29 protein-coding genes and 2 pseudogenes are annotated in these 26329 nt (G+C 63.4%); 20 read left to right on the top strand and 11 right to left on the bottom strand.

From position 1 onward, the window contains the following. Window positions 1–118 precede the first annotated feature (118 nt). Window positions 119–856 (top strand): SDR family NAD(P)-dependent oxidoreductase, encoded by a 738-nt coding sequence (locus tag NKJ32_RS12215; RefSeq protein WP_245274743.1) that lies wholly within the window; start codon window positions 119–121, stop codon window positions 854–856. 95 nt (window positions 857–951) lie between these two features. Here the strand turns inward: NKJ32_RS12215 and NKJ32_RS12210 are convergent, their stop codons facing one another. From NKJ32_RS12210 to NKJ32_RS12190, 5 genes are all read right to left on the bottom strand, one after another. Further along, entirely contained in the window at window positions 952–1158 is a 207-nt protein-coding gene (locus tag NKJ32_RS12210; protein ID WP_352646633.1) for a sugar phosphorylase, read from the bottom strand. Window positions 1159–1340: 182 nt separating this feature from the next. Next, window positions 1341–1817, bottom strand: coding sequence for a hypothetical protein (locus NKJ32_RS12205; protein ID WP_352621674.1), 477 nt, complete (start codon window positions 1815–1817; stop codon window positions 1341–1343). Window positions 1818–2022: 205 nt separating this feature from the next. After that, entirely contained in the window at window positions 2023–2631 is a 609-nt protein-coding gene (locus NKJ32_RS12200; RefSeq protein ID WP_352827654.1) for a hypothetical protein, read from the bottom strand. Between the two features lie 209 nt (window positions 2632–2840). After that, on the bottom strand, window positions 2841–4121 hold the full coding sequence (locus NKJ32_RS12195; protein ID WP_352827652.1) for a GNAT family N-acetyltransferase: 1281 nt from the start codon (window positions 4119–4121) through the stop codon (window positions 2841–2843). Further along, the gene (locus NKJ32_RS12190) at window positions 4121–5521 is read right to left on the bottom strand and encodes a lipopolysaccharide biosynthesis protein (RefSeq protein WP_352827650.1); all 1401 of its coding nucleotides are present in this window, start codon (window positions 5519–5521) and stop codon (window positions 4121–4123) included. The genes NKJ32_RS12195 and NKJ32_RS12190 overlap by 1 nt, the downstream gene beginning before the upstream one ends. 269 nt (window positions 5522–5790) lie before the next feature. On the opposite strand from NKJ32_RS12190, the gene NKJ32_RS12185 reads away from it, so the two are divergent. The 4 genes and pseudogenes from NKJ32_RS12185 (at window position 5791) to NKJ32_RS12170 (ending at window position 7366) form a co-directional block, all read left to right on the top strand. Next, window positions 5791–5976 carry a hypothetical protein gene (locus tag NKJ32_RS12185; protein ID WP_352456662.1) on the top strand — a complete coding sequence of 62 codons (186 nt, stop codon included), beginning with the start codon at window positions 5791–5793 and terminating at the stop codon, window positions 5974–5976. Window positions 5977–6029: 53 nt separating this feature from the next. Next, a pseudogene (locus NKJ32_RS12180) lies at window positions 6030–6187 on the top strand (IS1380-like element ISCARN79 family transposase); the annotation flags it as partial. A 48-nt stretch (window positions 6188–6235) separates the two neighbouring features. Then, on the top strand, window positions 6236–6391 hold the full coding sequence (locus tag NKJ32_RS12175) for a hypothetical protein (protein WP_352456661.1): 156 nt from the start codon (window positions 6236–6238) through the stop codon (window positions 6389–6391). 24 nt (window positions 6392–6415) lie between these two features. Next, on the top strand, window positions 6416–7366 hold the full coding sequence (locus NKJ32_RS12170; RefSeq protein WP_352456660.1) for a 2-hydroxyacid dehydrogenase: 951 nt from the start codon (window positions 6416–6418) through the stop codon (window positions 7364–7366). Between the two features lie 287 nt (window positions 7367–7653). Here the strand turns inward: NKJ32_RS12170 and secA are convergent, their stop codons facing one another. After that, window positions 7654–10386, bottom strand: coding sequence for a preprotein translocase subunit SecA (secA, locus tag NKJ32_RS12165; RefSeq protein WP_023677972.1), 2733 nt, complete (start codon window positions 10384–10386; stop codon window positions 7654–7656). 252 nt (window positions 10387–10638) lie between these two features. Here secA and NKJ32_RS12160 point away from each other — a divergent pair, with 252 nt between their 5' ends. Beyond that, window positions 10639–11556: a peptidylprolyl isomerase gene (locus tag NKJ32_RS12160; RefSeq protein ID WP_352456658.1), complete on the top strand. Its 918-nt coding sequence runs from the start codon at window positions 10639–10641 to the stop codon at window positions 11554–11556. A gap of 43 nt (window positions 11557–11599) precedes the next feature. Here the strand turns inward: NKJ32_RS12160 and NKJ32_RS12155 are convergent, their stop codons facing one another. After that, window positions 11600–12256, bottom strand: coding sequence for a TetR/AcrR family transcriptional regulator (locus NKJ32_RS12155; RefSeq protein ID WP_352754707.1), 657 nt, complete (start codon window positions 12254–12256; stop codon window positions 11600–11602). 110 nt (window positions 12257–12366) lie between these two features. On the opposite strand from NKJ32_RS12155, the gene NKJ32_RS12150 reads away from it, so the two are divergent. After that, complete coding sequence (locus NKJ32_RS12150; RefSeq protein ID WP_352456657.1) at window positions 12367–12603, top strand: putative antibiotic biosynthesis monooxygenase; 237 nt, start codon at window positions 12367–12369, stop codon at window positions 12601–12603. 3 nt (window positions 12604–12606) lie between these two features. On the opposite strand, the gene NKJ32_RS12145 is transcribed toward NKJ32_RS12150, so the two are convergent. Beyond that, window positions 12607–13833 carry a caspase family protein gene (locus tag NKJ32_RS12145; RefSeq protein ID WP_352827646.1) on the bottom strand — a complete coding sequence of 409 codons (1227 nt, stop codon included), beginning with the start codon at window positions 13831–13833 and terminating at the stop codon, window positions 12607–12609. A gap of 179 nt (window positions 13834–14012) precedes the next feature. Here NKJ32_RS12145 and argJ point away from each other — a divergent pair, with 179 nt between their 5' ends. From argJ to NKJ32_RS12110, 7 genes and pseudogenes are all read left to right on the top strand, one after another. After that, on the top strand, window positions 14013–15254 hold the full coding sequence (gene argJ / locus NKJ32_RS12140; protein WP_352570526.1) for a bifunctional glutamate N-acetyltransferase/amino-acid acetyltransferase ArgJ: 1242 nt from the start codon (window positions 14013–14015) through the stop codon (window positions 15252–15254). Continuing rightward, the gene (locus NKJ32_RS12135) at window positions 15254–16033 is read left to right on the top strand and encodes a GNAT family N-acetyltransferase (protein WP_352682992.1); all 780 of its coding nucleotides are present in this window, start codon (window positions 15254–15256) and stop codon (window positions 16031–16033) included. Before argJ ends, NKJ32_RS12135 begins: the two co-directional genes overlap by 1 nt. Beyond that, complete coding sequence (locus tag NKJ32_RS12130) at window positions 16030–16452, top strand: (deoxy)nucleoside triphosphate pyrophosphohydrolase (RefSeq protein ID WP_023677979.1); 423 nt, start codon at window positions 16030–16032, stop codon at window positions 16450–16452. Before NKJ32_RS12135 ends, NKJ32_RS12130 begins: the two co-directional genes overlap by 4 nt. 127 nt (window positions 16453–16579) lie before the next feature. After that, window positions 16580–16885: a hypothetical protein gene (locus NKJ32_RS12125; RefSeq protein ID WP_023677980.1), complete on the top strand. Its 306-nt coding sequence runs from the start codon at window positions 16580–16582 to the stop codon at window positions 16883–16885. Window positions 16886–16998: 113 nt separating this feature from the next. Further along, window positions 16999–17750: pseudogene (locus NKJ32_RS12120) on the top strand (IS5 family transposase). Between the two features lie 11 nt (window positions 17751–17761). Next, window positions 17762–18076, top strand: a complete 315-nt coding sequence (locus tag NKJ32_RS12115; RefSeq protein ID WP_352646616.1) for a DUF6678 family protein — start codon at window positions 17762–17764, stop codon at window positions 18074–18076. 143 nt (window positions 18077–18219) lie between these two features. Next, window positions 18220–18399, top strand: coding sequence for a Flp family type IVb pilin (locus tag NKJ32_RS12110; protein WP_352453066.1), 180 nt, complete (start codon window positions 18220–18222; stop codon window positions 18397–18399). A gap of 50 nt (window positions 18400–18449) precedes the next feature. On the opposite strand, the gene NKJ32_RS12105 is transcribed toward NKJ32_RS12110, so the two are convergent. Continuing rightward, window positions 18450–19322, bottom strand: a complete 873-nt coding sequence (locus tag NKJ32_RS12105; RefSeq protein WP_352577157.1) for a methyltransferase domain-containing protein — start codon at window positions 19320–19322, stop codon at window positions 18450–18452. 54 nt (window positions 19323–19376) lie between these two features. Between NKJ32_RS12105 and NKJ32_RS12100 the strand changes: the two genes are divergently transcribed. The 4 genes from NKJ32_RS12100 to NKJ32_RS12085 are packed head-to-tail and all read left to right on the top strand — an operon-like array spanning window position 19377 to window position 21774. Beyond that, window positions 19377–20177, top strand: a complete 801-nt coding sequence (locus tag NKJ32_RS12100) for a ComF family protein (RefSeq protein WP_352570523.1) — start codon at window positions 19377–19379, stop codon at window positions 20175–20177. Window positions 20178–20205: 28 nt separating this feature from the next. Continuing rightward, a complete protein-coding gene (gene grxC, locus NKJ32_RS12095) occupies window positions 20206–20475 on the top strand; it encodes a glutaredoxin 3 (RefSeq protein WP_352491813.1) in 270 nt (89 codons plus the stop codon). 10 nt (window positions 20476–20485) lie between these two features. After that, window positions 20486–21352 (top strand): carbon-nitrogen hydrolase family protein, encoded by an 867-nt coding sequence (locus tag NKJ32_RS12090; RefSeq protein ID WP_352696737.1) that lies wholly within the window; start codon window positions 20486–20488, stop codon window positions 21350–21352. Continuing rightward, complete coding sequence (locus NKJ32_RS12085; RefSeq protein WP_352696735.1) at window positions 21349–21774, top strand: DUF1178 family protein; 426 nt, start codon at window positions 21349–21351, stop codon at window positions 21772–21774. Before NKJ32_RS12090 ends, NKJ32_RS12085 begins: the two co-directional genes overlap by 4 nt. A gap of 114 nt (window positions 21775–21888) precedes the next feature. On the opposite strand, the gene NKJ32_RS12080 is transcribed toward NKJ32_RS12085, so the two are convergent. Beyond that, window positions 21889–22689: an SDR family NAD(P)-dependent oxidoreductase gene (locus tag NKJ32_RS12080; protein ID WP_352696733.1), complete on the bottom strand. Its 801-nt coding sequence runs from the start codon at window positions 22687–22689 to the stop codon at window positions 21889–21891. Window positions 22690–22868: 179 nt separating this feature from the next. Between NKJ32_RS12080 and NKJ32_RS12075 the strand changes: the two genes are divergently transcribed. Both NKJ32_RS12075 and NKJ32_RS12070 read left to right on the top strand, forming a co-directional pair. Continuing rightward, window positions 22869–24089, top strand: a complete 1221-nt coding sequence (locus NKJ32_RS12075; protein ID WP_352621692.1) for a winged helix-turn-helix domain-containing protein — start codon at window positions 22869–22871, stop codon at window positions 24087–24089. A 9-nt stretch (window positions 24090–24098) separates the two neighbouring features. Then, the gene (locus tag NKJ32_RS12070; protein ID WP_352621693.1) at window positions 24099–24752 is read left to right on the top strand and encodes a Vgb family protein; all 654 of its coding nucleotides are present in this window, start codon (window positions 24099–24101) and stop codon (window positions 24750–24752) included. 62 nt (window positions 24753–24814) lie between these two features. Here NKJ32_RS12070 and NKJ32_RS12065 read toward each other — a convergent pair whose 3' ends face one another. Further along, entirely contained in the window at window positions 24815–26308 is a 1494-nt protein-coding gene (locus NKJ32_RS12065; protein ID WP_023675145.1) for an FAD-dependent monooxygenase, read from the bottom strand. Between the last annotated feature and the right edge of the window lie 21 nt (window positions 26309–26329).

The following is a 26329-nucleotide window of genomic DNA, read 5'->3' as shown; positions in this document are numbered from 1 at the left end:
GCCCTGGAGCAATGCAACGGGGGAGACGGCGTCCAAGCGTGGGAACAGAAAACCATAGCCTACTTGCATGATGCAAGAACGAATGGCTTGCATTCATGCAAGAGGAGGAGAGATCGCCGTGCCGAAATCGATGGAAGTCACAAACAAAGCCGTTCTCGTGACCGGAGCCAACCGCGGCCTCGGCAAGGCGCTGGTCGAGGAAATATTGAGGCGGGGTGCCAAGCGCGTCTATGCCGGCGCGCGCAAACCGCTCGCCCACGCGGATCGGCGCGTCACGCCGCTGATCCTGGACGTGACCGATGCGGTGCAGATTGGGGCGGCTGTCGAGCGGATCGGGTCTCTCGATATCCTCATCAACAACGCCGGCATCGGGCTCTACGACGATCTTGGCGATCGTGCTGCGCTCGAGCGACACCTCGCCGTCAACCTGCTCGGCGTGCATGGCGTAACCCACGCATTCCTGCCGCTGCTCACGCATTCGCGCGGCGCCGTGGTCAACATCCTGTCGGAAGCGGCTCTCGTTCCGTTCCCGATTATTCCGTCTTACTCACTATCGAAGGCCGCCGCGTTTTCCATGACGCAATCGCTGCGTGCTCTCGCCGGCGCTCGTGGCGTGAGCGTTCATGCAGTCCTGTCCGGTCCCATAGACACCGACATGAGCAGAGACGCCGATATACCGAAGAGCTCCGCGGAGAGCGTCGCGAAAGGCATCCTGGACGGCATGGCGCGAGGGGAAGAGGAAATCTTCCCTGATCCAAAATCGGCATCCATGGCCGAGAGCTGGCGCGGAAGCGCGTTCAAAGCGCTCGAACGCCAGATGGCGGCTTTCGTCCAAGCCATGCCCGCCAAGCCATAGGCGACCGCCGCCATCGATGCGCTGCCAGCATTCGCAATTCAGCACGACACAGTGGAGCGGAACATCATGCTGTTGAACGCAACCTTCCCCGGTTTTCACCAGCGGATCACGATGACTTTCTCGGTCCCGTTGGCGAGTTCGACAGCTTCGGTGCCATCCGGTTTGCGGCTTTGGATTCTGGCGCTCTCGACAGCTTCAACGCCAACAACGTTGACTGCAAAGGCTTCATCGATTTCGGCGGCACAGACCAAGGTGTCCGGCGGCAGGTCCTTTACTTGATCCAACAACTCGCGAAGCTTCATGGTCGAATCTCCTTGGCGATAGCAGGAATGAGCAGCACGCTTTCGCCGCACATTCGGAACCATGTCCCTTGAGAAAGGTTCCCGATGAGGTGGAGATGCCGCAGAATGGGACCAGCGCGGCGATCCGCCCGTCGCGATGATGTGAACGCGCCGTGCGAAGCATCTGTCTCAAATCCCTGTCCCTAATGCTGCCGGCGCAATTCCTTGTTAATCATGCCGCCCATCGCTAGACCGACCGCCATCACCGCAAAAGTCGCCGCGATAGATCGCTTCGGCAGCACCGTCTCCCAACCTGGCGTCAACCGCTTCGGCACGAAGCCATAATCTGTTGCCGCGGCAATGGCCGCTGCCGCCAACGCATCGCGAAATATCAGAAGCGACGGACGCGGCGGCCTCGAGGCGAGCCATAGTTCGAAAAGGAATGCCCAGAAGATGGAGGAAGCGTGATGCGTGCCATAGCCGACGAGCGTGTGCGCCACGTCACCGCGCCGCACGGACGCGGCCTGTTCGCCGTAGAGCCAGTGGCTGGTCGCATTCGTGGGCTGCAGGGCGCCTTTGCCTTCCCGCCTTGCAAGCAGGGCCAGCGCAGCTGTCGTGGCGAAGCTGACGATCGTACCCGAAACGGCTGCGGACAATCCTGTCTGGATCAGACTTTTCACTTGGTCCTCCGTCGTTTCGCGGTCGGCTCCTTGGAACGCCTTTGTGAATTCGCGGCAGTGTCGTGATTGCCAAAACGGCAAAACGAGTCCGAAGTTCCGGGAACGGACTTTTGGTTGGACGTTATCCCAGGAGCGTCCTCTGGGATAACGCCTTTGAAGTCCGGCTGCCTTTCCTCGCAAGCTCGGATCGCAGCCCGGCCGCTATTTACATCGGCCCCGGCACCATCTTGGTCGGCTGCTCAGGCATCGGAAACGGATAGTTGTCGCATTTCACGTCCGGGTTCGTCGGGCTGAACATTCCGAGCGGGTTGTCCTTGAACAGCCAGGCGTGAAGGTCGTAGTGGTGGAACTCCTTGGGGATGAGCGGATAATGCCCCTCCATCGGCCCCTGGAATGTCTGGCCGAAGAGCTTCGGCGGCTCCTTTGTGTCCGGCGTCAAGGGCACGAGCCATTCCGCGCCGACCAGGCGCAATTCGCCGCCGACCGGCTCATAGATCAGCACATTGGGGCGCGTCGGATCCGCGGTCGGGCCGACAGTCGTGACGTTGACGAAATGGATGCCCATCGCGCCCTTCGGGTAGTCCATCGCCCCCTCTACCTTTTCGCCGCTGTAGAAGACGCATCCTACCGTCGATAGATAAAGCTCGCGAATGGCAACCTTGTAGTCTTCATACCTGGACAGCGATTTACGCAGGGCATCGATCTCGGCTTTGTCGGGTTCGGCCGCCCGAGGGGTGGCGGCGTTCAGACACGCGCCAATGAGACCTGCCAAGGTGAGGATACCGACACGCCTGAGGTAAGTTGTTTTCATCATGCATTCCTCCCAGATTTTTTTCTTCTGGCCGTGCAGGACCGAGGCGGCAGTGATGCTGGACGCGCGGCCGTAATTGATCGCCTCATCCCGGTTGGGACTGCGTCGATGCTAATCCTTTCCGCTGATCGGGAGAATTAACCCTGACGACCTAGGCCCGAGCGGGCCGACGGTGCGGAGACGGACGGCCGGGCCCGCTTTGGACCGATGCACTAGCGCCGGCGCAGCAGGCTCCTCATCCGGTTGCGCAGCAGGCGCGCCATGTTGCGGGTCTCGCGATAGAGGTGAAGCTGCGACGCGGCCTGGCGGGCGGGGCGGTCGGCATCCGGCGTCAGCCCGATCACCAGCGTGCCCATCGGCCTGTGTTCGCTCCACAGCCGGCTCATCACCGGATGGTCGGGCACCGCGCAGGAATCGGTCATCATGATGTTGGGGTCGTCGAGATGCTGCCTGGTCACCTCGATCATCAGCAGCGTGCCCGGCGAATAGGCGGCGAGCGTCTCGTCATAGGCGGTCTTCCAGGTGTAGGCGACGCCGGCCTCGACGAAGACGACCAGGCAGGCGATGGTGCGGCCGTCGAGCGTCAGCGAATGGATGCGGCAGAGATCCTGCTCGGCCAGCCGGTGCACCGCTTCGCGGGCGAAGGCGGCGCGGTAGCGGTCGATGGCCATGGCGGTGCGCTCGCGGCCTTTCCAGCCGGCGGCCTCCAGCGTCAGGAAATTCTCGATGGCATGGCGGATCTCGTCCGGCCCGCGCGCCACGACATGCTCCAGCCGGCCGAGGTCGGCAAGGCGGCGCTTCAGGCGGCGGAACTCGCGATAATGGTGGGCGCGCAGCGAAGCCTTCAGATACTCCTCGCCGTCGAGCTCGCTTTCGAGCACCGGGCGCTCGGCCTTGCCGGTGGTGACCAGCGTCAGGCCGCGCGTTTCGGCGACGCTGGCGAGCAGGCTGGCCACCGGGCCGTCCAGCCTTATGTCGGGCAGCACGAAGACCTTCGGCAGCTTGAGATGCGGCCGCGACAGCATCGAGAAGAAATCCTCGATGACGCCGATCGGATCGTCGCGATCGACCAGCGGCGTGCCGATCGGGCCGAACGGGCTCGACCAGGTGCGCATGACGGGAACGCCGAGCGGCACCATCGGCCGCTCGACCGAGAACGGCACCAGCAGGCGCAGCCGGTTGCGATACTGGTCACCGTCCCGGATGACGGCCAGCCGCACCTCGCGGTCCTCGAGCCTGGGCATGGCCGGCGCCAGGAAGCGCGGATTGAAGAAGACGTTGGACTCGATCGTGCGGGTACAGAGATAGTCGAGCTCCTCGACCAGGTCGAAGCCGGCGGAGGCCGGATAGATGGCAAGCTTGCGCTCGGGCCGGTTGTTGGCGAGGATCTCGACATGGGCGGGATCGGCTTCGCGGGCAAGCCCGGCAAGGCCGGACACCATGGCGCCGGCCGGGCCGCCGCTGGTTTCCTCGAGCAAGGGGACGGCAGCCATCAGGCGGCTCCTTTGGCGGGCACGAAAATGACCATGGCGATGCCGAGCTTGCGCCAGACCGTAAAGGACAGCGCGCCGGCCTCGAAGATCATGGCGAAGACGGTGGCCATCGCCGCGCCCCACAGACCGAAGAGCGGGATCAGCACGACGCTAAGCGCGATGTTGAAGGCCAGCGTCATGGCATAGACGGCGGCACAGATGTTCTGGTTGCCGCTCATGGTGAGCAGGCTTTCGCAAGGGCCGACGGCGGCCCGCGCGACGACGCCGAACACCAGCAGGAACAGCAGCGGATAGCCGGCGGAAAATTCCGGGCCGAACAGGGTCAGCATCGGCTCGCCCAGGGCCAGCACCAGCAGCGCCATCGCCAGCGACGGCCAGAAGGTCCACGACACGGTTTCGCGGGCGAAGGCGGCGAGCTTTTGCGGCTCGCCATGGGTGAACTGCGCATAGCGCTGGGCGACGCCGGCCTTGACCGCGAAATAGACGAAATGCACCAGCGCCAGCGTCTTGACGGTGGCGAAATAGACGGCGACGTCGTTGGGATCGAGATAGGCGCCGACCATCAGCACGTCGGCATTGGTGAGCAGGAAGAAGAAGCTCTCGACCAGGAAGATCGGCAGCGAGACGATGAACCATTGGCCGAAATGCAGCTTCATCGGCCCGGCCGGAATTCTTTTGTCGATGCGCGAGGTGACGCCGACGAGCTGACCGAGCGTGGTGGCGTAGGTGGCGGCGATCGCGGCGAAGATCGCCGTTCTGGCGTCGGGCGCGTAGCCCGCCAGCAGCATCAGCGCCATGAACGCCAGGATCAGCAGCGGCCGCACCAGGAATGTCGGCGACAGCGCAAACAGCGCCCAGGAATTGGCCCGCGCCAGCCCTTGCAGCAGGTCGGACATGGCGATCATCGGCAGGCAGATGATGCCGAGGATGAACGGCACGACATAATAGTTCTCGATAAAGGGCGACAGTAGCCAGACGCCGAGCGCGCCGAGGCCGGCGATCACCGTTGAAGCAACCAGCACGAACAGCCGGCTGGCCCGCACGATGCCGCGCAATTCGGCCAGCATGCCGCGCTCGCGATATTCGGGAATGAAGCGGATGATCGAGGTGTGGAAGCCGAGGCAGGCGAGATTGCCGACGATGACCATCGTCACCCAGACGAGGACGAAAATGCCGTATTCGAACGACCCCATCCAGCGCGCCATCAAAACCTGGCTGACGAAGGCTATGACGGCGCTGACGATGCGGACCGAAAAGGCGATCAGCGACATGCGGCCGGCCTCGCCGCGCGCGCCGGCGCTGAACAGCACGGCATCGATCAGGCCAAGCAGCGGCCTTATGCGCAGCGCAAGGCGCTGCGGCAGGAACCGCCCGGCTGTCGTCGCCGCGGAAAAGCGCACCCCGATACTCTCCGTTTTCCGCCAATTTACAGGGTGTTGGTGTAGCGGAGACACATTAAGAAACGGTTGGGTGGGCTTTCCTTCGCCCCGTCTCGGGGAGAAGGCGCCGGCAGGCGGATGAGGGGCGGGTGCGCTGCTTCATATTCATCATTCGCGCAACCCTTCACCCTGCTCGGTAGTGTCTCAGTTTGAAATACGCGGAAACGCCTATCTCGTTTGCCCCATATGCCAAAACGCCTATATGCTTAGCGGAACGCATGGCAGCAACAATGGTCTACACTGTCATCTGGTATGGAAGGCAGGGCATCGTCGACAAGGTGATCTTCGACGAGGAGAAGACCGCGAAAGATCATGCAACCTCCATGTTCCAAACCCGAAAGGGTGACGATGGAATCGTGTCCGTTGAAGTTCGTAAGGACAACGGCGCTGTCGTCTTTAGCCATGCGGAGAACTAGGAATGCCAACCGGACCTAAAGGCCAGGAAGGATGTTCTGCCACCACTTACCAGCTCACAAACAAGCTCATCAAGATCGGTGCCGAGGTTATCAGCCATGGGTGTTATGTCGCCTTCCAGATGCGGAGGTCGCTATCCCGAGGCAACTCTTCCCCGACATCCTGCGGCTGATCGCGGAACTCCGGCCATCGCCCTATCCATCACCGGCGTGACCGGCCCGGTTGTCATGCGTTTCAGCAAAACCAGGGGAGAACTATGCCTTGAAGAAAGCGAAATCGACATCCTCGGCCAGCAGCGGGCAGACATCACGACTTTGGCCGATCACCAACGCCATTTTTGCCGGGTCTGGTCTTGCAACTGGTGCCAGTTTGCGCAAACCTCAGTCTCAACAGACCGGTAATCCGGTGGATGCCTGATTACCTGAATCTGGGAGGGGCGAAGTGTTAGGCGAGCCCATTACCGTTCTGATGGTCAATGAGTATCCTGACTACATTGATGCACAAGTGTGGGCTGCTGAGCTGAAAACCCGTGTGCCGCAGCTGGAGTTCAGGCTTTGGCCAGACGCCGGGAACAAAAGTGACATAGATATTGTGCTGATCGACAAGGGCGCCAGTCCTGGCTTTTTTGATGCCATGACGGGGCTAAGCGCCGTCGTCTATTTGGGAGCTGGTGTCGAGGGTATTGATCTTCAGAGCTTTCCCAAGAGTGTTCCGCTCATCAGGCTCGCAACGCGTGAGCAGGCTTCGGAAGTGGTGCAGTACATCGTCCTTCGCGTTCTCTGCCAGCAACGGCATGTTGCGGATTACATTAGTCTACAAGCCCGCAAGTTGTGGAATCCGATCGCGCCGCGGAAGATCTCCGAGACAAGAATAGTTGTGCTGGGTGCGGGCCGGATCGGTGGCTGGGCCGCAAAGCTGTTTGCGGACTTGGGCTACGACACAGCAGTCTGGTCTCGTCATCAAAAGACGCTTCCTGGTATACACAGTTACTTTGGCCGTGCCCAGCTTGCGGACGCACTCACAAGTCGGGACTACGTTATCTGTTCACTTCCCCTGACTGGTGACACTCGTGGGATACTGAACTCGAGTGCCTTTGGAAAAATGAAGCGAGGTGCCTACCTTGTGAATGTCGGCAGGGGCGCGCATGTCAACGAAGCCGACCTGATCCGCGCTCTCGACGAAGGTCAGCTTTCTGGTGCTTGTCTTGACGTGTTTGAGCGTGAACCGCTGGAGGCTTCATCGCCGTTGTGGACTCATCCCAAGGTGACCGTCACACCTCATGTCGCGAGCTTCTGGGTGGATTCTGGAATCGACCAGGCCGCAGATCTCTGCGGTCAAGTCGCAAGAGGAGAGCCTCTGTCCAACAAGATCGACCTCGAACGGGGTTATTGAATCGAAGTAGTGTCTTTACCCACTTTAGCAAGTTCCGATCTTCATGAAGCGCGGACATCAGCGCGTGCGTCACCCGGCTATTAGATTTCAAACTGAAACACCACCGACGGTCGAGATACAGAAAATTCGAAATGCGTATTTTGGTGTCGGCGGGACAGCGCCCCCTGTGGCCTGCCGGCCATCTCCCCCTCAAATGGGGAGATCGACTAGTCGCCAACGCCTCTGCTGCCCCTCATCGCCCTTTCGGGCACCTTCTCCCCGTATGACGGGAGAAGGAAAGTAGGCGCTTACGCAAACGCCCCATGGCAATGCTTGTATTTCTTGCCCGAACCACAGGGGCAAGCCTCGTTGCGGCCGACCTTGCCCCAGGTCGCCGGGTTCTTCGGGTCGCGGTCTTCGGGGGCGACGATGGCGTTGGTCTCCTGGCGGACCAGCACGGCCGTCTCGCCGCCTTCGAAATCGTCTTCGCCGGTGAAGCCGTCGATGTGGCTGCCGAACATGTCGGGCGCCTCGGGCGGCGGCGCATCGGCCGCCTGGCGGACCAGCTCGACGCGCATCAATTGCGCGGTGACGGCCTGGCGCAGATTGCCCAGCATCGCCTGGAACAGCTCGAACGCTTCGCCCTTGTACTCCTGCAGCGGATCGCGCTGCGCATAGCCGCGGAAGCCGACGACCGAGCGCAGATGGTCGAGATTGACGATGTGCTCGCGCCACAGATGGTCGAGCGTCTGCAGCACCACCGAGCGCTCGACATAGGTCATCACGTCGGGGCCGAAGCGCTCGGCGCGTTCCTTGGCGGCGGCCTCGGCGGCCTGGCTGACGCGCTCGCGGATGTCGTCCTCGGCGATGCCTTCTTCCTTGACCCAGTTCTCGACCGGCAGATCGAGATTGAGGAATTCGGCGATCTCGGCCTTGAGGCCGGCGACGTTCCACTGCTCGGCATAGGCGTTTTCGGGAATGTTCTTGGCGACGATCTCCTCGATGACGCCTTCGCGCATCTCGGTGATGGTCTCGGACAGGCCTTCGCCGTCCATCAGCTCGATGCGCTGTTCGAACACCACCTTGCGCTGGTCGTTGGAGACGTCGTCGTATTTCAAGAGGTTCTTGCGGATGTCGAAGTTGCGCGCCTCGACCTTCTTCTGCGCCTTTTCCAGCGCCTTGTTGATCCAGGGGTGGATGATCGCCTCGTCTTCTTTGAGGCCGAGCTTCTGCAGCATGCCGTCCATGCGCTCGGAACCGAAGATGCGCATCAAATCGTCCTGCAGCGACAGGAAGAATTTCGAGCGGCCCGGATCGCCCTGGCGGCCCGAGCGGCCGCGCAACTGGTTGTCGATGCGGCGCGATTCATGGCGTTCGGTGGCCAGCACGTAGAGGCCGCCGGCGGCGAGCGCCTTTTCCTTCAGCCGGGCGATGTCGTCGCGGATTTCCTTTTCCCTGGCCTCGCGCTCGGGGCCGGCCGGCATGTCGCCAAGCTCCTCGGCGATGCGCATGTCGGCATTGCCGCCGAGCTGGATGTCGGTGCCGCGGCCGGCCATATTGGTGGCGATGGTGATGGCGCCGGGCTTGCCGGCCTGGGCGACGATCGCCGCCTCGCGCTCGTGGTGGCGGGCGTTCAGCACCTCGAAATCCTTGAAACCTTCCTTGCGCAGGCGTTCGGCCAGCTGCTCGGACTTCTCGATGGAAGTCGTGCCGACCAGCGTCGGCTGGCCCTTGGCGCGGGCTTCCTTGATCTCCTTGACGATCGCCTTGTATTTCTCCTCGACCGTCCGGTAGACCTCGTCGTCTTCGTCAATGCGGATGACCGGCAGGTTGGTCGGGATCTCGGTGACGTCGAGATTGTAGATGTTGGCGAATTCCTCGGCCTCGGTCAGCGCCGTGCCGGTCATGCCGGCGAGCTTCTTGTAGAGGCGGAAATAGTTCTGGAAGGTGACCGAGGCGAGCGTCTGGTTCTCCGGCTGGATCGCCACATGCTCCTTGGCTTCGAGCGCCTGGTGCAGGCCCTCCGAATAGCGGCGGCCGGGCATCATGCGGCCGGTGAACTCGTCGATGATGACGATCTCGCCGTTGCGCACGATATAGTCCTTGTCCCGCTGGAACAGCCGGTGCGCCTTCAGCGCGTTGTTGACGTGGTGGACGATGGCGACGTTCTCGACGTCGTAGAGCGACTCGCCCTTGAGCAGGCCGGCATCGCGCAGCATGTTCTCCAGCTTCTCGGTGCCTTCCTCGGTGAAGATCGAGGTCTTCTGCTTCTCGTCGATCTCGTAGTCCTGCGGCTGCAGCTGGATGATGAAGGTGTCGATGGTGTTGTACATTTCCGAACGGTCCTCGAGCGGACCGGAAATGATCAGCGGCGTGCGGGCTTCGTCGACCAGGATGGAATCGACCTCGTCGACGATGGCGTAGCTGTGGCCGCGCTGCACCATCTGGGCGCGCTCGTATTTCATGTTGTCGCGCAGATAGTCGAAGCCGAGCTCGTTGTTGGTGGCGTAGGTAACGTCGGCGGCGTAGGCGACGCGGCGCTCCTCGTCGGACAGGCCGTGGACGATGACGCCGACCTTAAGGCCGAGGAATTTGTAGACGCGGCCCATCCATTCGGAGTCGCGCGTGGCCAGATAGTCATTGACGGTGACGACATGGACGCCATTGCCGGCGAGCGCGTTGAGGTAGACCGGCAGCGTCGCCACCAGCGTCTTGCCTTCGCCGGTGCGCATCTCGGCGATGCCGCCATTGTGCAGCACCATGCCGCCGATCAGCTGCACGTCGAACGGCCGCATGCCGAGCACGCGGCGGGCGGCCTCACGCACGGTGGCGAAGGCCGGCACCAGGAGGTCGTCGAGGCTGGCGCCGTTGGCGATGTCCTGGCGGAATTTGTCGGTGCGGGCCTGAAGCTCGGCGTCGGAAAGCGCCCGCATCTCGTTTTCCATGGCATTGATCGCCTCGACGCGCGGCCGGGTCGATTTGACCCGACGATCGTTGGAGGAGCCGAAAACCTTACGGGCGAGACCGCCGAGACTGACCATCCAATGGCCCTTTCGATAGCATTCCAAGTCACTGCGACAGGCGCCGGCTGGCCCCATCAACTCCACGTGAACGCGGACAAACGCAAAAAGCGCCCGGAAAACGGTTCTGGACGCAAAGTCGTTGGACAGATAAGAGGGGGCTCATTCGATGTCAACGCCGCGCTCGCCCTGTCGACCGCGCCAAATTCCGCCACAATCTTGCTGGTCTGGAAGCCATTCCGCTCTAGCTACCCCGCTTTGGAGATAATCGTAATGTCAGTATTGTTCCGCCGCGCGTCGCTCGCCAGCCTTGGTCTGGCATTCGGGCTATCGGCCCTCTCGCTGTCGCCGCTGATGGCACAGGAGGCCGCCCCTGCCCAGCCGGCAGCACCCGCTCCGGCGGCCAAGCCGGTCGATCCGAACGCCGTGGTCGCCACCATCAACGGCCAGACGCTGACCGAGGCAGACCTTGGGCTTGCCGAGGGCGAGCTGTCACAGCAGTTCGCGCAGCTTCCGCCCGAGCAGCGCCGCGCCGCGGCGCTGTCGGCGGCGATCGAAATCCGCGTGATGGCGGCTCAGGCGGTGACCACCGGCCTCGACAAGGATCCCGACTTCCAGCGCCGCATGGCCTTCCTGCAGCAGCGCGCGCTGCATGGCGAAATGGTCGAGAAGGGCGTCGTCGACAAGGTTACCGATGCCGAGGTCCGCGCCCGCTACGACCAGGAAATCGCCAACACGCCGCCCACCAATGAGGTGCACGCCCGTCACATCCTCGTGAAGACGAAGGAAGAGGCAGACGCCATCATCAAGCAGCTCGACGGCGGCGCCGATTTCCAGAAGCTTGCCAACGAGCACACCAGCGATCCGAGCGGCAAGACCAGCGGCGGCGATCTCGGCTGGTTCGGACCTGGCCAGATGGTGCCGGAATTCGACAAGGCGGTGTTTGCACTGGCGGTCGGCAAATATACCGACCAGCCGGTGCAGTCACAGTTCGGCTGGCATGTCATCAAGGTCGAGGACAAGCGCACCAAGCAGCCGCCGGCCTTCGACCAGGTCAAGGACCAGGCGCGCCAGGCGGTCATCCGCGACAAGTATTTCGCGCTGGTCAAGTCGCTGCGCGCCAACGCCAAGGTCGACATCCCCGATGCGAACCTGAAGAAGACGGTCGACGCGCTGGAAAGCGCCAAATAGGCCAGATTGGGCTACGACAGGGCGCGCTGCCGCCCTGTCGCTTCTATTTGGTAGGGCGAGCGATGATGCGTCGACGTCGCCGCCGGACCGCCGTGGCGTCGCCGGCATCGTCAGCGACGATGCCTTTCAAGACATAGCCGACCGCCCTGCGCAGCGTCGCTTCGTCCTCGTCCAGGCGGTTCGTCAGAAGATGCGTCCAGGCGAACGAGGCAATCAGGTCGGCGACGACAGTGGCATCGACGTCGGCAGCTATTTCTCCCCTTGCCCTGGCGCGTTCGACCATCTGGCCGGTATGGACACGACGCCCTCTTGCGTATTCGGCAAGGGCGGCGGCCGCGTTTTCATCCGACTGCGCTTCGGCAATCAGCGATCGGAACACGCTGCCCGACGACGTGTCGCGCCAATGCGCGAACAAGCTCTTCAGGAAGCCGACGAGATCCTCCGCAAGGCTCCCGGTATCGGGATTGTCGACCCGCTTTTGCCGCTGGTAAACGTCGAGCAGCAAGGCGGCCTTGCTTGGCCACCAGCGATAGATCGTCGGTTTTCCGGCGCGTGCGCGGCGCGCCACCGCCTCGATCGAGAAGCCGGAATAGCCGGCTTCGACCAGTACCGCCTCGGCGGCATCGAGAATGGCATCGGCGCTTTCCGGGCTGCGCCGTGCGCCAGCCGACTTGCGCCCGGGATCGGTGATTTCGCCCATCTCTTCTTCCTTACCCGTGAGTTCAGCAGCCATCATATACAACTCTTGACGAAACGGAACGATCCGTTTTATATGTAACGGAACGTTCCGTAACGATGAGGAGAACGCCAATGACCTCGACCGCCGCCACGCGTTTTTCGCGCCTGCGCTTCGCCCTGCTGGTGCTGCTCGGCGTGTATCCGCTGATCACTGCCATTTTGTACGTGGTTTTTCCGCTGACGCAGGAATGGCAAATCTGGCAGCGCACGCTGGTCATCGCGCCGCTGATGGTCTCGATCATGATCTGGGGGCTGATTCCGGGCGTGCAGCGGGCGTTTCGCGGGTTCATCAACCCAGCGGTCCGCTGATGTTCATTCCAGCGCTTGCGACGTTTCCGAGGCAATGCGCCACGCGCCATCGGCCAGCACGAGTTCCAGCGTCACCCGCGCCTTGCCGGTCAGCCGCTGCGCCGATTTGTCTTTCGGCACATAGTCGTAGCGCATGGCGAAAACCACGTCGGCACGGTCCTGGCCGTGCGGCGTCACCTCAAGGCTGCCGGGTTCGAGACCGAACGACCACGATGCCCATTGCGCGAACCAGTCGGTCTTGACCTTGACGATCGCCTCGCTGTCGTAGCGCGTGCCGTAGATGGTGGCCGACGAACCGTAAAGCCGCTTGACGGTTTCGCGCATTCTCCTGGCATCAGGCGCCAGATAGTTTTCGCGCAAGAATTTTTCGATGGCGCTCTTGTCGCCGACGGAGCGTTCGAGCGCAGCCACCTGCGACGCGGGAGCCGGGCTGACGGCCGGTTTCGGTTGCTGGGCAGTGTCTGCGCCCGGAACGAATTCGAAACGCTCGAGCAGCGACCCCTGCTCCCAGGGACGCTGCGCCTCGCGCGTTGCAGAAACGACGTCGCGGCGCACCGCGATCATCATGTCGTTGATGCTCTGTCCGGGCTCGGCCATATGCCGCAAAAGTGCCGCCGCAAAGGGCGAGTTGCGCCCCGTCCCGTCCATTGCGACAGCGCCGGGCGCCGTCGAGAAGGCGATGAACGAGCCGCGCGTCGATTCGAACTGGGCGAGGCCGGCGAGAGCCGTCGCCGAGCGCGTCGTGGCGCTGCGGCTGAGGCTTCGGGCAAACGGGTTGTTGCGGCAGGCATCGAGAAAGACCAGGCTGACTTTGGTCTGCTGCTCCATGATGTCGAGGACCTCGTCGATCGGCACCGCCTCGAGCTGCAGCTTGACCGGCATGTCCAGCCTGGCGTCGACCGGCACGATGAAGTTGCGCCCGTCGACTTGCAGGCCATGGCCGGCATAGTAGAACAGCCCGGCACCGGCGCCTTGCAGCGCATCGGAGAATTCGCCGATCTTGCGTTCGAGCTCGCGCTTGCCGAGATCGTTGCCTTCGATCACCTCGAAACCGACGGCGCGCAGCTTGTCGGCGATGTCGAGCGCATCGTTGACGGGATTGGCCAGCGTGCCGGCTTCGGCGTAGCTGCCGTTGCCGACCACAAGCGCCACGCGCCGCGCCGTCTGCGCATCGGCGCGCAGCAGCAGAAAGCCCAGAAACGCCAGTGCCAAGACCACAAGCCTGCCCATGGGGCAGGATCATAGTGCTATCGGTCGCAGCGACGCCAACAAATTTGCAACAGCCTGCTTGCGGCCGCGGCAGGTGTCAGGCTTCCGGCACCCGTAACGGCTGTGAAACGCCTTGCGCCGGCGCATGCTATCGGGCAAACCGGCGTTCCTTTCGCGATTTTTCCCGCCCGGGGTCTTCCATGTCCACACAGGTTTCGCCGCTCGCGCCGAAGAAATATGCCAAGATGCCGGCCATCGAGGGTGTGCGCATCGCCACCGCCGAGGCCGGCATAAAATACAAGAACCGCACCGACCTGCTGGCCATGGTGTTCGACGCCGGCACCACCGTCGCCGGCGTGTTCACCAGGTCGAAATGCCCGTCGGCGCCGGTCGACTTCTGCCGGCAGAACCTCACGGCGGGCAAGGCGCGCGTGCTGGTCGTCAATTCCGGCAACGCCAATGCCTTTACCGGCCAGAAGGGCCGCGCCTCGACCGCACTCACGGGCGAGGTGGCGGCGAAGGCGGCCGACTGCACAGCGGGCGAGGTGTTCCTGGCCTCGACCGGCGTGATCGGCGAACCGCTCGACGCCGGCAAGTTCAGCCATCTGCTGGCCGGTCTGGTCAAGGACGGCAAGCCGGAATTGTGGACCGAAGCCGCCAAGGCGATCATGACCACCGACACCTATCCCAAACTGGCGACCGCGACGGTCAAGCTCGGCGATGCCGACGTCACCATCAACGGTATCGCCAAGGGCGCCGGGATGATCGCGCCCGACATGGCGACGATGCTTTCCTTCATCGCCACCGATGCGCCGATCGCAGCACCCGTGCTGCAGGACCTCCTGTCGCGCGGTACGGCCAAGACCTTCAACGCGGTTACCGTCGATAGTGACACCTCGACCAGCGACACGCTGCTGATGTTCGCCACGGGTGCTGCCGCCAGGCGCGGCGCGCCGGCAATTTCCGACCCCAAGGATGCGCGCCTCGGCGCCTTCCGCCGTGCCCTCGGCAAGGTGCTGAAATCGCTGGCACTGCAGGTGGTGCGCGACGGCGAGGGCGCCCGCAAGCAGGTCGAGGTCACCGTCACCGGGGCCAAATCGGCCCGCTCGGCCAAGCGCATCGCGCTGTCGATCGCCAATTCGCCGCTGGTCAAGACGGCAGTCGCCGGCGAGGACGCCAATTGGGGCCGCGTCGTCATGGCCGTCGGCAAGGCCGGCGAACCGGCCGACCGCGACCTTCTGTCGATCTGGTTCGGCGACAACCGCCTGGCCTATCAGGGCGAGCGCGACGCCGCCTATTCCGAGGAGGCGACTTCGGCGTATATGAAGCGCGACGAGATCCGCATCCGCGCCGATATCGGCATCGGCCGCGGCAAGGCGACGGTGTGGACCTGCGATCTCACCAAGGAATATGTCGCCATAAACGGCGATTATCGGAGCTGATGGCGTTGGCTTCCAGACATCCGGCAAGCGTGTTGGCGATCGTGCGCCGCTATGAGGCGGCCGGCTTTCGCGCCTGGCCGGCGGCCGCCGTCCATTATGACGGCACCTGGGTGGTTCGGCTGACGGCCGGCCACCCGGCCAAGCGGCTGAACTCGGTCAATCCGCTCGATCCGGGCGACATCCAGCACATTGCCGAGCGCATCGGCCGTGCCAGCCGCCGCTTCGACGCCTATGGCAGGCCGCTGACCTTTCGCATCTCGCCGCTGTCGGGGCCGGATCTTTCGAAGTACCTCGACGGCGAAGGCTGGAGCATATTCGCGGAGTCGCTGGTCATGCGGCTGCCGCTGGCGGACGCCGCGCTCGACGACGCCATGGACCAGATTCCGTTGAAGGACATCAGCCGTTTCATCGGCGCGGCGCTCAAGGTGAGCGGCTCGGATGTGTCGCTGCGGCCGGGCCTGTCGGAGATCATCGGCGCCATCCAGCCGGAGGCCGGGCTGTTTGCGCTGGAGGCCGGCAGCGAACCGCTGGCAACGTTGATCTGCGTGCATGACGGCGACCTTGCCGGCCTGTTCGAGATCGCCACCGACAGGTCGGTGCGCAACCAGGGCCATGGCCGCCATCTCATCCGGTCGGCGCTGAAATGGGCGCGGCTGCGCGGGGCGCGGGAAGCCTGGCTGCAGGTCGAGGCGGACAACGCGCCGGCGCTGGCGCTCTACCGTTCGCTCGGATTCGACGAAGTCTATCGCTATCGCTATCGCCGGCCACCCGGCGCATGAGCGGCTTGGATACGATCGGCAAACGCCTGCTCCTGGTCGCGGCCTGCGCGCTGGTCGATGCCGACGGGCGGGTGCTTTTGGCGCAGCGGCCCGAAGGCAAGCAACTCGCCGGCCTGTGGGAGTTTCCGGGCGGCAAGGTCGAGCCCGGTGAGACGCCGGAACAATGCCTGATCCGCGAATTGTACGAGGAGATCGGCATCGAAACCGACATCCCTTGCCTGGCGCCACTCACCTTCGCCAGCCATTCCTACGATGATTTTCACCTGCTGATGCCGCTATTCGTCTGCCGTCGATTCCGCGGCATTGCCCAGCCGAAGGAAGGCCAGGTGCTGAAATGGGTGCGGCCGCGCCAGATGCGCGATTTTCCAATGCCGCCGGCCGATGCCCCGCTGATCCAGTTCCTCATCGATCTGCTGTAACGGCCGACCTGCCGTAAATCGGGCAGCGCCGCAACGCGCTGGCAGCAGCGTTAATGAAAGATTTATCTGACCGTGAAAAATTGACGCTAGGCGGTTACGCCGATTCCACCGCTGGGGAGCGATTTGCATGAGCCTTGAAAAGGACTGGGACTCGCCTTGGCCCGACCGCCTTCCTGGCGCCGCCAATGCCGGCATGGGAATATTGCGCATCGCCCTCTTGTTCGGCTCGGCCGCGGTGGCTCTGGCCTTGATCGCGACGCCCTACCTCGACAGCCGGACCCGCTCGCAGTTTGCCCGCGACGGGCTTGATACGATGAGCACCGGCTCGATCGGCCAGCGCGACAGCTATACGCTACGCAAGAGCGTGCTGCAGCCGCTGCCCAGTTCGGTCTGCGTTATACGGGCCGATGGCAGAAGCAGCGGCGACTGCTGACTCCTCAACAGATCTCCAGGATTCGGCTGTTTCCTAGGGCCAAAACCCAATCAGCCCCTTGAAGGGAGGGCGCTTTCCTGATTCACCAGCGGGTGTGGATCAGGAAGAGCAGTATGGCTTTGTTTTGGCTATCGGACGAAGCATGGGCAACGATCGAGCCGCACTTGCCCAAGAACCAGCGTGGTGCGCGTCGCGTGGACGATCGTCGGGTGATTTCGGGTATCCTGCACGTGCTGAAGGTGGGTTGCCGCTGGTGTGATTGTCCTGCCGATTATGGTCCCTCGACCACGGTTTACAATCGCTTCAACCGCTGGTCGCGACGAGGCTTCTGGCTGAAGATGCTTGATGCGCTGGTTCAGGCCGGCGCAGTGACGAAAAGCACCGCGATCGACAGCACCTACGTCAAAGCCCAGCGGGCGGCATTCGGCGCAAAAGGGGGCGCCAAGCGCAGGCCATCGGCCGTTCGCGCGGCGGTTGGACAACTAAGGTCCATGCACTCACAGACGTCGTCGGCCGCCCCTACGCGTTGATGTTGACGGCAGAAAACGTCAGCGACGTGAAGGCAGCGCCAGCCCTACTCGAACGCGCTGGCCCGATGCGCTACCTATTGGGCGACAAGGGCCACGATGCGGATCGACTGCGCCGTTCACTGCGCGAGGGAAAGACTACGCCGGCAATCCCGGGACGGCGCAATCGAAAGAGAGCAATCCGTTACGACCAAGAGCGATACCGTGGACGACACTTGATCGAGAACGCCTTCTGCCGCCTCAAGGATTTCCGCCGCATCGCCACCCGCTACGACAAACTCGCCACCAACTTCCTGTCTGGGGTGGCATTGGCTACCATGATCTCGTTCTGGCTTTGAGAGGCGACGAAATGCTCAATCCGGCGATGAACAACACAAAATGGGATGAGCTTCGGCTAGAAATGTACGCGCTCACGCCGCCACCATCTTGGAGCACGCTTTCCACAAACGGCTACCACTCACAGCCCGACCGCGAGTGGTTCTACCACTTCAGGGAGGGCGGATACGAATCCATCCTTCACTTAGACATTCAGGTCGAAACGCCCGCCCAGCGAGAACTTGTCCGCTCGGCTCTCAAGAAGGTGCATGTGCCCGGCGAGGAAATGCCTGACGGCTTTCGCGTGTTCGGTTATCTTCAGGATGGTCAGGCCGCCGAGTTTATATGAGGTCTTCGTTGCTGACCTGATCGAGTCTGGACCCTAGAATGCAGCTGGTTCCTAGAATGCAGCTGGTTCACCGCGCGTTAAGCCTGTCGCATTAACCTTTCTTAACGGGTCGGCGCTAGGTTCGGGCAAGAGGGATGGCGCCCATGAAAATCTTGCTGCAACGATTTTTAGAAGACGAGAGGGGTGCGACGGCTATCGAATATGGTTTGATCGTCGCCGTGCTGTCGCTTGCCATTGTCGCGGGTATTGGCCAGGCTGCCGGCGCCATTCAGTGGTTGTTCAGCGACAACAGCAGCAAGCTTGCCAACGCTTTTGCACAGTGACCCGCTTAGCTTTTGCGTGGGATACGCTTAGCTTTTGCGCAAGGATCCGCTCAGGGGCCGCCGGGGTTTTCCAGGATTGTCTTCAGCGATATTTTTGCGGAGCCCGGCTTCAGCGGCTTTTGCTGAGAGGCATCGGGCGCCCAGCCTGACATCCAGACCACCGAGAAACTCGCCCTGACGCGGCCATCGGCATCCGAAAACCGCTCCGCATAGATTTCGGCGGCGCGCGCGAACAGCGCTCGCGTGCCCGGCCGCCTGCTGCGGTCGACAAGCGCGCTGGTCTCGCCCATAGCGCGCAGGTCGGCGACCAGGCCAAATAGCGAATCGTAGCGCACCGTGATCGTCTCGACGTCGGCAACCGGCAGTGCCAGGCCGGCGCGCTGCAGCAGTGCGCCGGCGTCGCGGACGTCGGTGAACGGGATCACACGCGGGCTGGCGCCGCCATAGAGCTCGGTCTCGGCGGCAAGCAGGCTTTCGCGCAGTTCGGAGAGCGTGCCTGTGCCGGCGAAGGCGCCAAGGAAAAGCCCGTCCGGCTTCAGCGCCCGGCGGACCTGCACCAGCATGCCGGGAATGTCGTTCATCGCCTGCAGCGACAGCAGCGACACTGCGAGGTCGAGGCTTTCCGGCTCGAATGGCACGGTTTCCAACGGCGCCAACAGTCCTGGCTGGCCACCCAGGAAAGCGGCGTCGGCCTCGACGCGCACGTTTTCCGTCACCTTGCCGCTTTCGGCGAGCACCTCTGCTGCAGCCGGCGTCTGGCAAAACAACGAGGCCGCCTTGCCGAACCTGCGTTCGACGGCGCCGAGCCGGTCGGCAAGATCCTCGGCCGCCCGCCGCATGAGGAAATCCGCGCCGGCGATGGGGCGGGCCAGTGCCCGGCGCTTGCGCGCCAGCCAGAGCGAGGTGTCAATTACAGGCTGCAATGGGCAGGTCCTTGTGCTTCGCTCTCTGATATAGTGATGCGGAGGACCAACCACGTGGCCGATCCCATGCCAGAGATCAAGCGTAGTGCGATCAAGAGCATTGCCCGCAAGGCATTGGGCTGGCCAGCGCGCCTCTTGTTCCCGCCGGTCTGTGCCGGCTGCCGCCGCCATGTCTCGCAGCCCGGCGTGTTGTGCGGCGCCTGCTGGCCGAAACTCAGGCTGCTGGAACGGCCGTGGTGCCCGGTGATGGGCACGCCGTTCACCCACAATATGGGTGAGGGTTTCCTGTCGGCGGAGGCGATAGCCGACCCGCCGCCGTTCGAGCGCGCGCGGGCGGCGGTCGCCTATTCCGGCGTTGCCCGCCAGATGGTGCAAGGGCTGAAATACCAGGACCGCACCGATCTGGCGCCGTGGATGGCGCGCTGGATGCTTCGCGCCGGTGCCGAGCTCATCGCCGAGGCCGACGTGGTCGTGCCGGTGCCGCTGCACTGGCGGCGTTTCTTCCGACGGCAGTTCAACCAGTCGGCGGAACTGGCGCGGGCGGTGGCGCAGCTCGGGGAGCGGCCTTTCGCGCCATCAGCCATCAGGCGCGTCAAACTCACGCGCCAGCAGGTCGGGCTTGAGCGGCGGGAACGCGAGGAAAATGTTCGCGCCGCATTCAAAGTGCCTGATGAGGCGGAGATCGAAATCGCCGGCCGCCGGGTGCTGCTGATCGACGATGTCTACACCACCGGCGCCACCGTCCGCGCGGTCGCCAAGGCGTTGAAGAAGGGCGGTGCCGGCGCGGTCGACGTACTGACCTTTGCGCGTGTGCTGCCGGGGGACTTTCGGGCCGACGAATCGGCGCCTATATAGCCTAGGAACGAGGCAGGATTGCTGACCGATGGTCGATGTGACGATCTACACGCGGATGATGTGCGGCTATTGCACCGCGGCCAAGCGGCTGCTCGACAGGAAGGGTGTGACCTACACCGAGCACGACGCCTCGTTCTCGCCGGAGCTGCGCCAGGAGATGATCTCCCGCGCTCACGGCCGTTCCACCTTTCCGCAGATATTCATCGGCGACACGCATGTCGGCGGCTCTGACGATCTCCACGAATTGGAGGCGGAAGGACGGCTGGACAAATTGCTCGCCAACGGCTCGGCCAGATAAGGACATGACGATGGGTGGTTTCAAGGCGGCGGCGATCCAGATGCGTTCGGGAACCAGCCCGGAGCGCAATGCGGTCGATCTGGAACGGCTGGTGCGCGAGGCGGCAGGCCTTGGCGCGACCTATATCCAGACGCCGGAAATGACCGGCGCGCTGATCCGCGACAGCCAGGCACGGGCCGCTTCCTTCACCTCCGAGGACAAGGACATCGTCGTCTCGACGTCGCGGCGGCTGGCCAAGGAGCTCGGCATCTTCCTGCATATCGGCTCGACCGCCATTCTGCGCGTCGACGGCAAGCTCGCCAACCGCGCGCTTTTGTTCGGGCCGGACGGCGCAATCCTTGCCGTCTATGACAAGATCCACATGTTCGACGTCGATCTCGACAATGGCGAGAGCTGGCGCGAATCCGCCGCTTATAAGCCGGGCACCGAGGCTGTCGTCACCGAAATCGAGGGCGCGAAGCTAGGCTTTGCCGTCTGCTACGATCTACGCTTTCCGCAGCTGTTCCGTGCCGAGGCGCTGGCCGGCGCCGATCTGCTCTCGGTGCCCGCAGCCTTCACCCGCCAGACCGGCGAAGCGCACTGGCACGTGCTGCTCAGGGCGCGTGCCATCGAGAACGGCGCCTATGTGGTTGCCGCCGCGCAAGGCGGCGTGCACGAGGACGGCCGCGAAACCTATGGCCATTCGCTGATCGTCGATCCCTGGGGCCGCATCGTCGCCGAAGCCGCCCATGACGAGCCGGCGGTGATCGTCGCCGAGATCGACCCGGCGCAGTCAGTCGCTGCGCGCAAGAAGATACCGAATCTCAAAAACGCACGCGATTTTGCCGTAAACGCCGGTTCGGCGGAGGCGCCGCGTCTCAGGGGTGCCGCCTCTTGATCCGCTTTTCCCTGCTCTGCGAGCACGAGCACGAATTCGAAGCCTGGTTCCGCAGCAACGACGATTTCGACACCCAGAAGAGGCGCGGTTTCGTCGATTGCCCGGCCTGCGGCTCGCACAAGGTCGAGAAGGCGCTGATGGCGCCTGCCGTCTCCACCGGGCGCAAGCGCGAAAGCATCGCGCTGGCCATGGGCGAGGCGCAGAAGCAGGCGCTGGCGCAGCTCAAGGCCATGGCCGACAAGGTGCGCGAGAATGCCGACTATGTCGGCGACAAATTCGCCGAGGAAGCGCGCAAGATCCATTTCGGTGAAAGCGATCCGCGCGGCATCTATGGCGAGGCGACGCTGGACGAGGCCAAGAGCCTGGCCGAAGACGGCGTCGAGTTCTTGCCGATTCCAAGCTTCCCCGACGACCGCAACTGATCCGTCAACCTGCTCCAGACATAGCGAGGCATCTCTTCGCCAGGCAGCGCCGTGAAGGTCGGGGCGGCGCCGAAGGGCGGCGATGCCGCCACCCCCGCACAGGCGTCTACAGTTTCAGGCCGAGCAGCAAGGATGGGGCTCGCGGGCAATCGTTTCGCTGCTTCTTTCATGCCCACTGCCTGACGGGCTTGCTTCACTTGACGGGCTTGCTTCCGCATAGGCTGCAAACTGGCGTTCAAGCGCCTTGACTGCACTGCTGCGCCAGCCCTCCGCCAGGGATTCCGACATGGGATCGGGGAAGATTTCCTCTTCGCCGTTCTCCACGCCGTTCAGGATTGCCCGCGCGACAGACTCCGCAGAGGCCTTCGCAATGTCCAGGCCCCGTGTCATGTCCGTGTCGACCGGGCCGGGAAGGACCCTGTGGACGCTGACACCCCGTCCGGCCAAAAGGGTGCGCAACGACTGCGACAGCGAGAACGAGGCCGCCTTCGAGATCGAGTAAGCCGGACTGAACGGCACGGCGGCAATCGAGGCCAGCGACAGAATGTTGACGATGGCTCCCCGCGACCGGGCCAGCAACGGCAGCAGAGCCTGGGTAACGTCGTACGAGCCGAAGAGGTTTACGGCGAGCTGTTGTTCGAGCACACGACGGTCGCTGAGGTCATCGAAGGGCGATACGCCGGCGTTGTTGATGAGGATATCGAGGGCATCGATCTTCTCGACCGCCTCCCGGATCTGCGCAGCGTTGGTCACATCCATGGTCAGGGACGTCACACGCCGGTCCGGGTGGGCCATGGCTTGGCGGGTTGCGGCATAGACGCGCTTTACGCCTCTGCTCAGGGCTTCCTCGACCAGTGCCCGACCGATGCCCCGATTGGCTCCAGTCACCAGGATGGTTGAACCTTCGATCTTCATTGCGTCTCTCCTAGTGCTTATCGTTGCGTTCGAGCTAGTGCACAATCTAGCCGCGACTCAAGGTTGGCGCGCCGCAACTCAGGTTGGCTACAGTCACCGTTGTCGATACGACTGGTTAGTGAGATGGACTTAGCGCCGGATGTCGAAGCCGTGGGAGTGACAAGTGTGACGGGATTCCGATGGACTCGCTGATCACGGCGGCGGCGCATGCGCTCGCGGCGGGCGATCCGCTCGGCGCCTTGAAGCGGGTTGCGCTGCGCGACGATGCGCCGGCACTGGCGTTGCGCGGTATCGCGATGGCGCAGCTTGGCGACCTGGTTCGGGCGAAGGTTCTCCTCAAGAGGGCGGCGCGCGCATTCAGCCCGAGGGAGGCCGTGGCCCGCGCGCGGTGTATCGTCGCCGAGGCCGAGATCGCGCTCGTCTCGCGCGACCTTACCTGGCCGGCCAAGGCACTCGACGCCGCACGGGCGACGCTTGAAAAGCATGGCGACCGCGTCAACGCCGCGCATGCGCGCAACCTCGACGTTCGGCGCCTGCTGCTGATCGGCCATCTCGACGAAGCCGAGCGCAGGCTGGACGGCTTCGATCCCTCGCCGCTGCCGCCGGCATCGCGGGCCGCCCACGAGCTGGCTGTCGCCGGCATCGCCATCCGCCGCTTGCGGACCGGCCCTGCGCGCGCCGCGCTTGGCCTGGCGGCGCGGGCGGCGCGCGCGTCCGGCATCCCCGCGCTGATCGCGGAGGTGGAGAGCGCATCGCTGGTGCTGGACACGCCGGCCGCACGCCTTGTCGCGCGTGGCGGGGAACGGCCCCTCCTGCTCGACGAAGTCGAAGCGCTCCTGGCGTCGGGGGCGCTCGTGGTGGATGCATGCCGCAATGTCGTGCGGGTCGCAGACACGGTCGTCTCGCTGGCGACCCGCCCGGTGCTGTTCGCGCTGGCCCGCGCGCTGGCCGAAGCCTGGCCGGGGGACGTGGCAAGATCGACGCTCATTGCGCGCGCTTTCCGCGGAAAGGACGCGGACGAATCACATCGCGCACGGTTACGGGTCGAAGTCGGGCGGCTTCGCGCGGAGCTTCGGAGCTTGGCGGATGTGAGCGCGACGAAGCGGGGCTTTGCGCTGGCCCCGCGCCGCGCAGGTGAGGTCGTCGTGCTGGCGCCACCCGTCGAAGAAGAGCATGCCGCCGTGCTCGCCTTCCTCGCCGACGGCGAGTCTTGGTCGAGTTCGGCCCTGTCGATTGCGCTTGGAGCCAGTTCGCGTACCGTGCAGCGAGCGCTCGAGCAGCTCGCCCAGGCCGGCAAGGTGCAGTCGTTCGGCCGCGGACGGGCGCGTCGCTGGATGACCCCGCCGCTGACGGGTTTCCCGACAATCTTGTTACTCCCCGGCCCACTGCCGGGCTACTAGGATGGAATCATGGAACGATCCGCAGCCGAAATCCTTCGAGAATATGGACCCTTTCCGGGTGTCGACCACGTGGACGGCGTTACCTTCGACGGTGAGCATGTCTGGTTTGCCTCAGGCGACAGATTGAACGCCTTCGATCCGGCGAGCGGCAAAGTGGTGCGCTCGATCGACGTCGCGGCACACGCCGGAACGGCCTTCGACGGCCATCACCTCTATCAGATCGCCGAGGATCGCATCCAGAAGATCGATCCGAGGAATGGCCGGGTGCTGGCGTCGATCCCGGCGCCTGGCAATGGCGGTGATTCCGGGCTCGCCTGGGCCGAAGGAACGCTCTGGGTCGGGCAGCATCGGGGCCGAAAGATTCATCAGGTCGATCCCGAGACAGGGGCAATCCTTCGCACCATCGTTTCCAACCGCGTCGTAACCGGGGTCAGCTGGGTCGACGGCGAGCTGTGGCATGGCACCTGGGAGGGCGAGGAGAGCGATGTCAGACGGATCGATCCTGAAACGGGAAAGGTCCTTGAGAAGCTCGATATGCCGCCGGGAACAGGCGTGTCGGGGCTCGAATCCGATGGCGGTGACCAGTTTTTCTGTGGCGGCGGAAACAGCGGCAAGATCAGAGCTGTTCGCCGGCCCAAACGAGGCTCTGCGACCAGAATCTGAGTTTTTGCCCTCCGTAGCCGTTTGATTTCGGGACCATTCGAGCTAACTGGTTTTTGCGGTTTTTAGCCCGGTGGTCCGAACCAGGTGTTCATCGCGTCTTGAAGACCATCCTGCGTCCTGTCGCCTACCCAAGCAACATATCCATCGGGTCGGATTAAAACTGCGGTTGGAGCGGAGACCAAACCTAGCGCAGGCAACTCCCATGGATCGTCCCATTTGGCGTAAACCAACTTAATGCGGTCTGACCACGGCTTGATGTCGAGGCTGCCCGGCGCGTCGAGATTCAAGAGCACTGGCCGCGCTTTTTGGAGGAGCGCAAATACGCGCATGGGACCATCAGGCGTGGCCAGGTCGAGGTCAGGAATGCGGCGGCCGACCAGCGGATGCCCCTGGCCGAGGTCGTAATGGATACCAAGTCCGGACATCTCGGCAGCGATCCGTTTGCGAGGCTCCTCCATCCCAAGGAGCTCTGATACGATTTCACGCAAGGCTTCAGTGCGATCATCAGTACGTTGCAATGCGACCTGTGCCATTGTCGTACGCAACACGCGGGCCGCAACCGGATGCCGCTCGATGTGATAAGTGTCGAGCAAGCGTTCAGGCGATGTTCCTTTCACCACTTGGGCCAACTTCCAACCGAGGTTCACCGCATCCTGCACACCGATATTGAGGCCTTGTCCGCCCACCGGGGAATGCACATGGGCGGCATCGCCCGCTAGGAGAACCCGGCCCTTGCGGTAAGCCGCCGCCTGCCGCGACATGTCCGTGAACCTGGAAATCCAGGTTGGGCTATGGATTCCGTAATCTGTTCCGCATGCGGCGACGAGCGCTTCGCGGAGATCGCGCAGCGTGGGCTCGGTCGTGGCGCCGACATTCTTTTCAGTGACCATGACGCCTATGGGACCTTTATCGGCAAAGACGACCTTGCCGTCACGAATTTCGTACTCTTCCCTGCCGAAGGCATGGATGCCAAGTGCGGTGCGATGAATGCCCAGTGGCGGCTCCTCCGCCATCTCGGCCTCGGCGAGGATGCTGCTGGTCGTCGCATCCCATCCTCGAAACTCAATGCCAGCAGCTTTGCGGACCAGACTGCGGCCTCCATCACACCCGACGAGATAGCTTGCCCGCAGCGACGCACCATCGGACAGTTCGATGGTGACGCCGGCGTCGTCCTGCACGAAACACGTTAATTCACGGGCGCGATAGATCGGCACTGCCAGCTCGCTGACCCATCCAGCGAGAATGCGCTCAATGTGTTTCTGTCTCAGCGCCAGCCCGTAGTTGTGGCGGGTCGGAAAATCGCTGATGTCTAAACGCATCGCCGCGAATCCCGTGACTTGGGCTATTTGTCCTTCGGCGAGGAACCGGTCCGCGATGCCGCGCTGATCGAAAACTTCGAGAGTGCGTGAACTCAGACCTCCAGCACGCGAACCGGCAAGCTCTTGGTTCGGGCGGCGTTCGACAATGGCTACGTCGATGCCTGCCAACGCCAACTCGCCTGCCAGGGTTAGGCCCGTCGGACCTCCTCCGGCAATCACGACTGCATGTTCTGTCATCGGCAAACTCCTCTGGCAGTT

The organism is Mesorhizobium sp. M0159 (assembly GCF_040322295.1).
In the GTDB taxonomy this organism is placed as follows: domain Bacteria; phylum Pseudomonadota; class Alphaproteobacteria; order Rhizobiales; family Rhizobiaceae; genus Mesorhizobium.
This window is presented reverse-complemented; position numbering and strand designations above follow the sequence as displayed.

Excerpts from the sequence above, each read along its gene's own strand:
- NKJ32_RS12110 (WP_352453066.1), top strand. The coding sequence starts at position 18,220 with ATGAAAATCTTGCTGCAACGATTTTTAGAAGACGAGAGGGGTGCGACG.
- NKJ32_RS12125 (WP_023677980.1), top strand. The coding sequence starts at position 16,580 with ATGAGCCTTGAAAAGGACTGGGACTCGCCTTGGCCCGACCGCCTTCCT.
- NKJ32_RS12195 (WP_352827652.1), bottom strand. The coding sequence starts at position 4,121 with ATGGCTGCCGTCCCCTTGCTCGAGGAAACCAGCGGCGGCCCGGCCGGC.
- NKJ32_RS12130 (WP_023677979.1), top strand. The coding sequence starts at position 16,030 with ATGAGCGGCTTGGATACGATCGGCAAACGCCTGCTCCTGGTCGCGGCC.
- NKJ32_RS12210 (WP_352646633.1), bottom strand. The coding sequence starts at position 1,158 with ATGAAGCTTCGCGAGTTGTTGGATCAAGTAAAGGACCTGCCGCCGGAC.
- NKJ32_RS12155 (WP_352754707.1), bottom strand. The coding sequence starts at position 12,256 with ATGGGCGAAATCACCGATCCCGGGCGCAAGTCGGCTGGCGCACGGCGC.
- NKJ32_RS12070 (WP_352621693.1), top strand. The coding sequence starts at position 24,099 with ATGGAACGATCCGCAGCCGAAATCCTTCGAGAATATGGACCCTTTCCG.
- NKJ32_RS12115 (WP_352646616.1), top strand. The coding sequence starts at position 17,762 with ATGCTCAATCCGGCGATGAACAACACAAAATGGGATGAGCTTCGGCTA.
- argJ (WP_352570526.1), top strand. The coding sequence starts at position 14,013 with ATGTCCACACAGGTTTCGCCGCTCGCGCCGAAGAAATATGCCAAGATG.
- NKJ32_RS12090 (WP_352696737.1), top strand. The coding sequence starts at position 20,486 with ATGGGTGGTTTCAAGGCGGCGGCGATCCAGATGCGTTCGGGAACCAGC.
- NKJ32_RS12145 (WP_352827646.1), bottom strand. The coding sequence starts at position 13,833 with ATGGGCAGGCTTGTGGTCTTGGCACTGGCGTTTCTGGGCTTTCTGCTG.
- secA (WP_023677972.1), bottom strand. The coding sequence starts at position 10,386 with ATGGTCAGTCTCGGCGGTCTCGCCCGTAAGGTTTTCGGCTCCTCCAAC.
- NKJ32_RS12150 (WP_352456657.1), top strand. The coding sequence starts at position 12,367 with ATGACCTCGACCGCCGCCACGCGTTTTTCGCGCCTGCGCTTCGCCCTG.
- NKJ32_RS12065 (WP_023675145.1), bottom strand. The coding sequence starts at position 26,308 with ATGACAGAACATGCAGTCGTGATTGCCGGAGGAGGTCCGACGGGCCTA.
- NKJ32_RS12075 (WP_352621692.1), top strand. The coding sequence starts at position 22,869 with ATGGACTCGCTGATCACGGCGGCGGCGCATGCGCTCGCGGCGGGCGAT.
- grxC (WP_352491813.1), top strand. The coding sequence starts at position 20,206 with ATGGTCGATGTGACGATCTACACGCGGATGATGTGCGGCTATTGCACC.
- NKJ32_RS12200 (WP_352827654.1), bottom strand. The coding sequence starts at position 2,631 with ATGATGAAAACAACTTACCTCAGGCGTGTCGGTATCCTCACCTTGGCA.
- NKJ32_RS12185 (WP_352456662.1), top strand. The coding sequence starts at position 5,791 with ATGGTCTACACTGTCATCTGGTATGGAAGGCAGGGCATCGTCGACAAG.
- NKJ32_RS12135 (WP_352682992.1), top strand. The coding sequence starts at position 15,254 with ATGGCGTTGGCTTCCAGACATCCGGCAAGCGTGTTGGCGATCGTGCGC.
- NKJ32_RS12080 (WP_352696733.1), bottom strand. The coding sequence starts at position 22,689 with ATGAAGATCGAAGGTTCAACCATCCTGGTGACTGGAGCCAATCGGGGC.
- NKJ32_RS12160 (WP_352456658.1), top strand. The coding sequence starts at position 10,639 with ATGTCAGTATTGTTCCGCCGCGCGTCGCTCGCCAGCCTTGGTCTGGCA.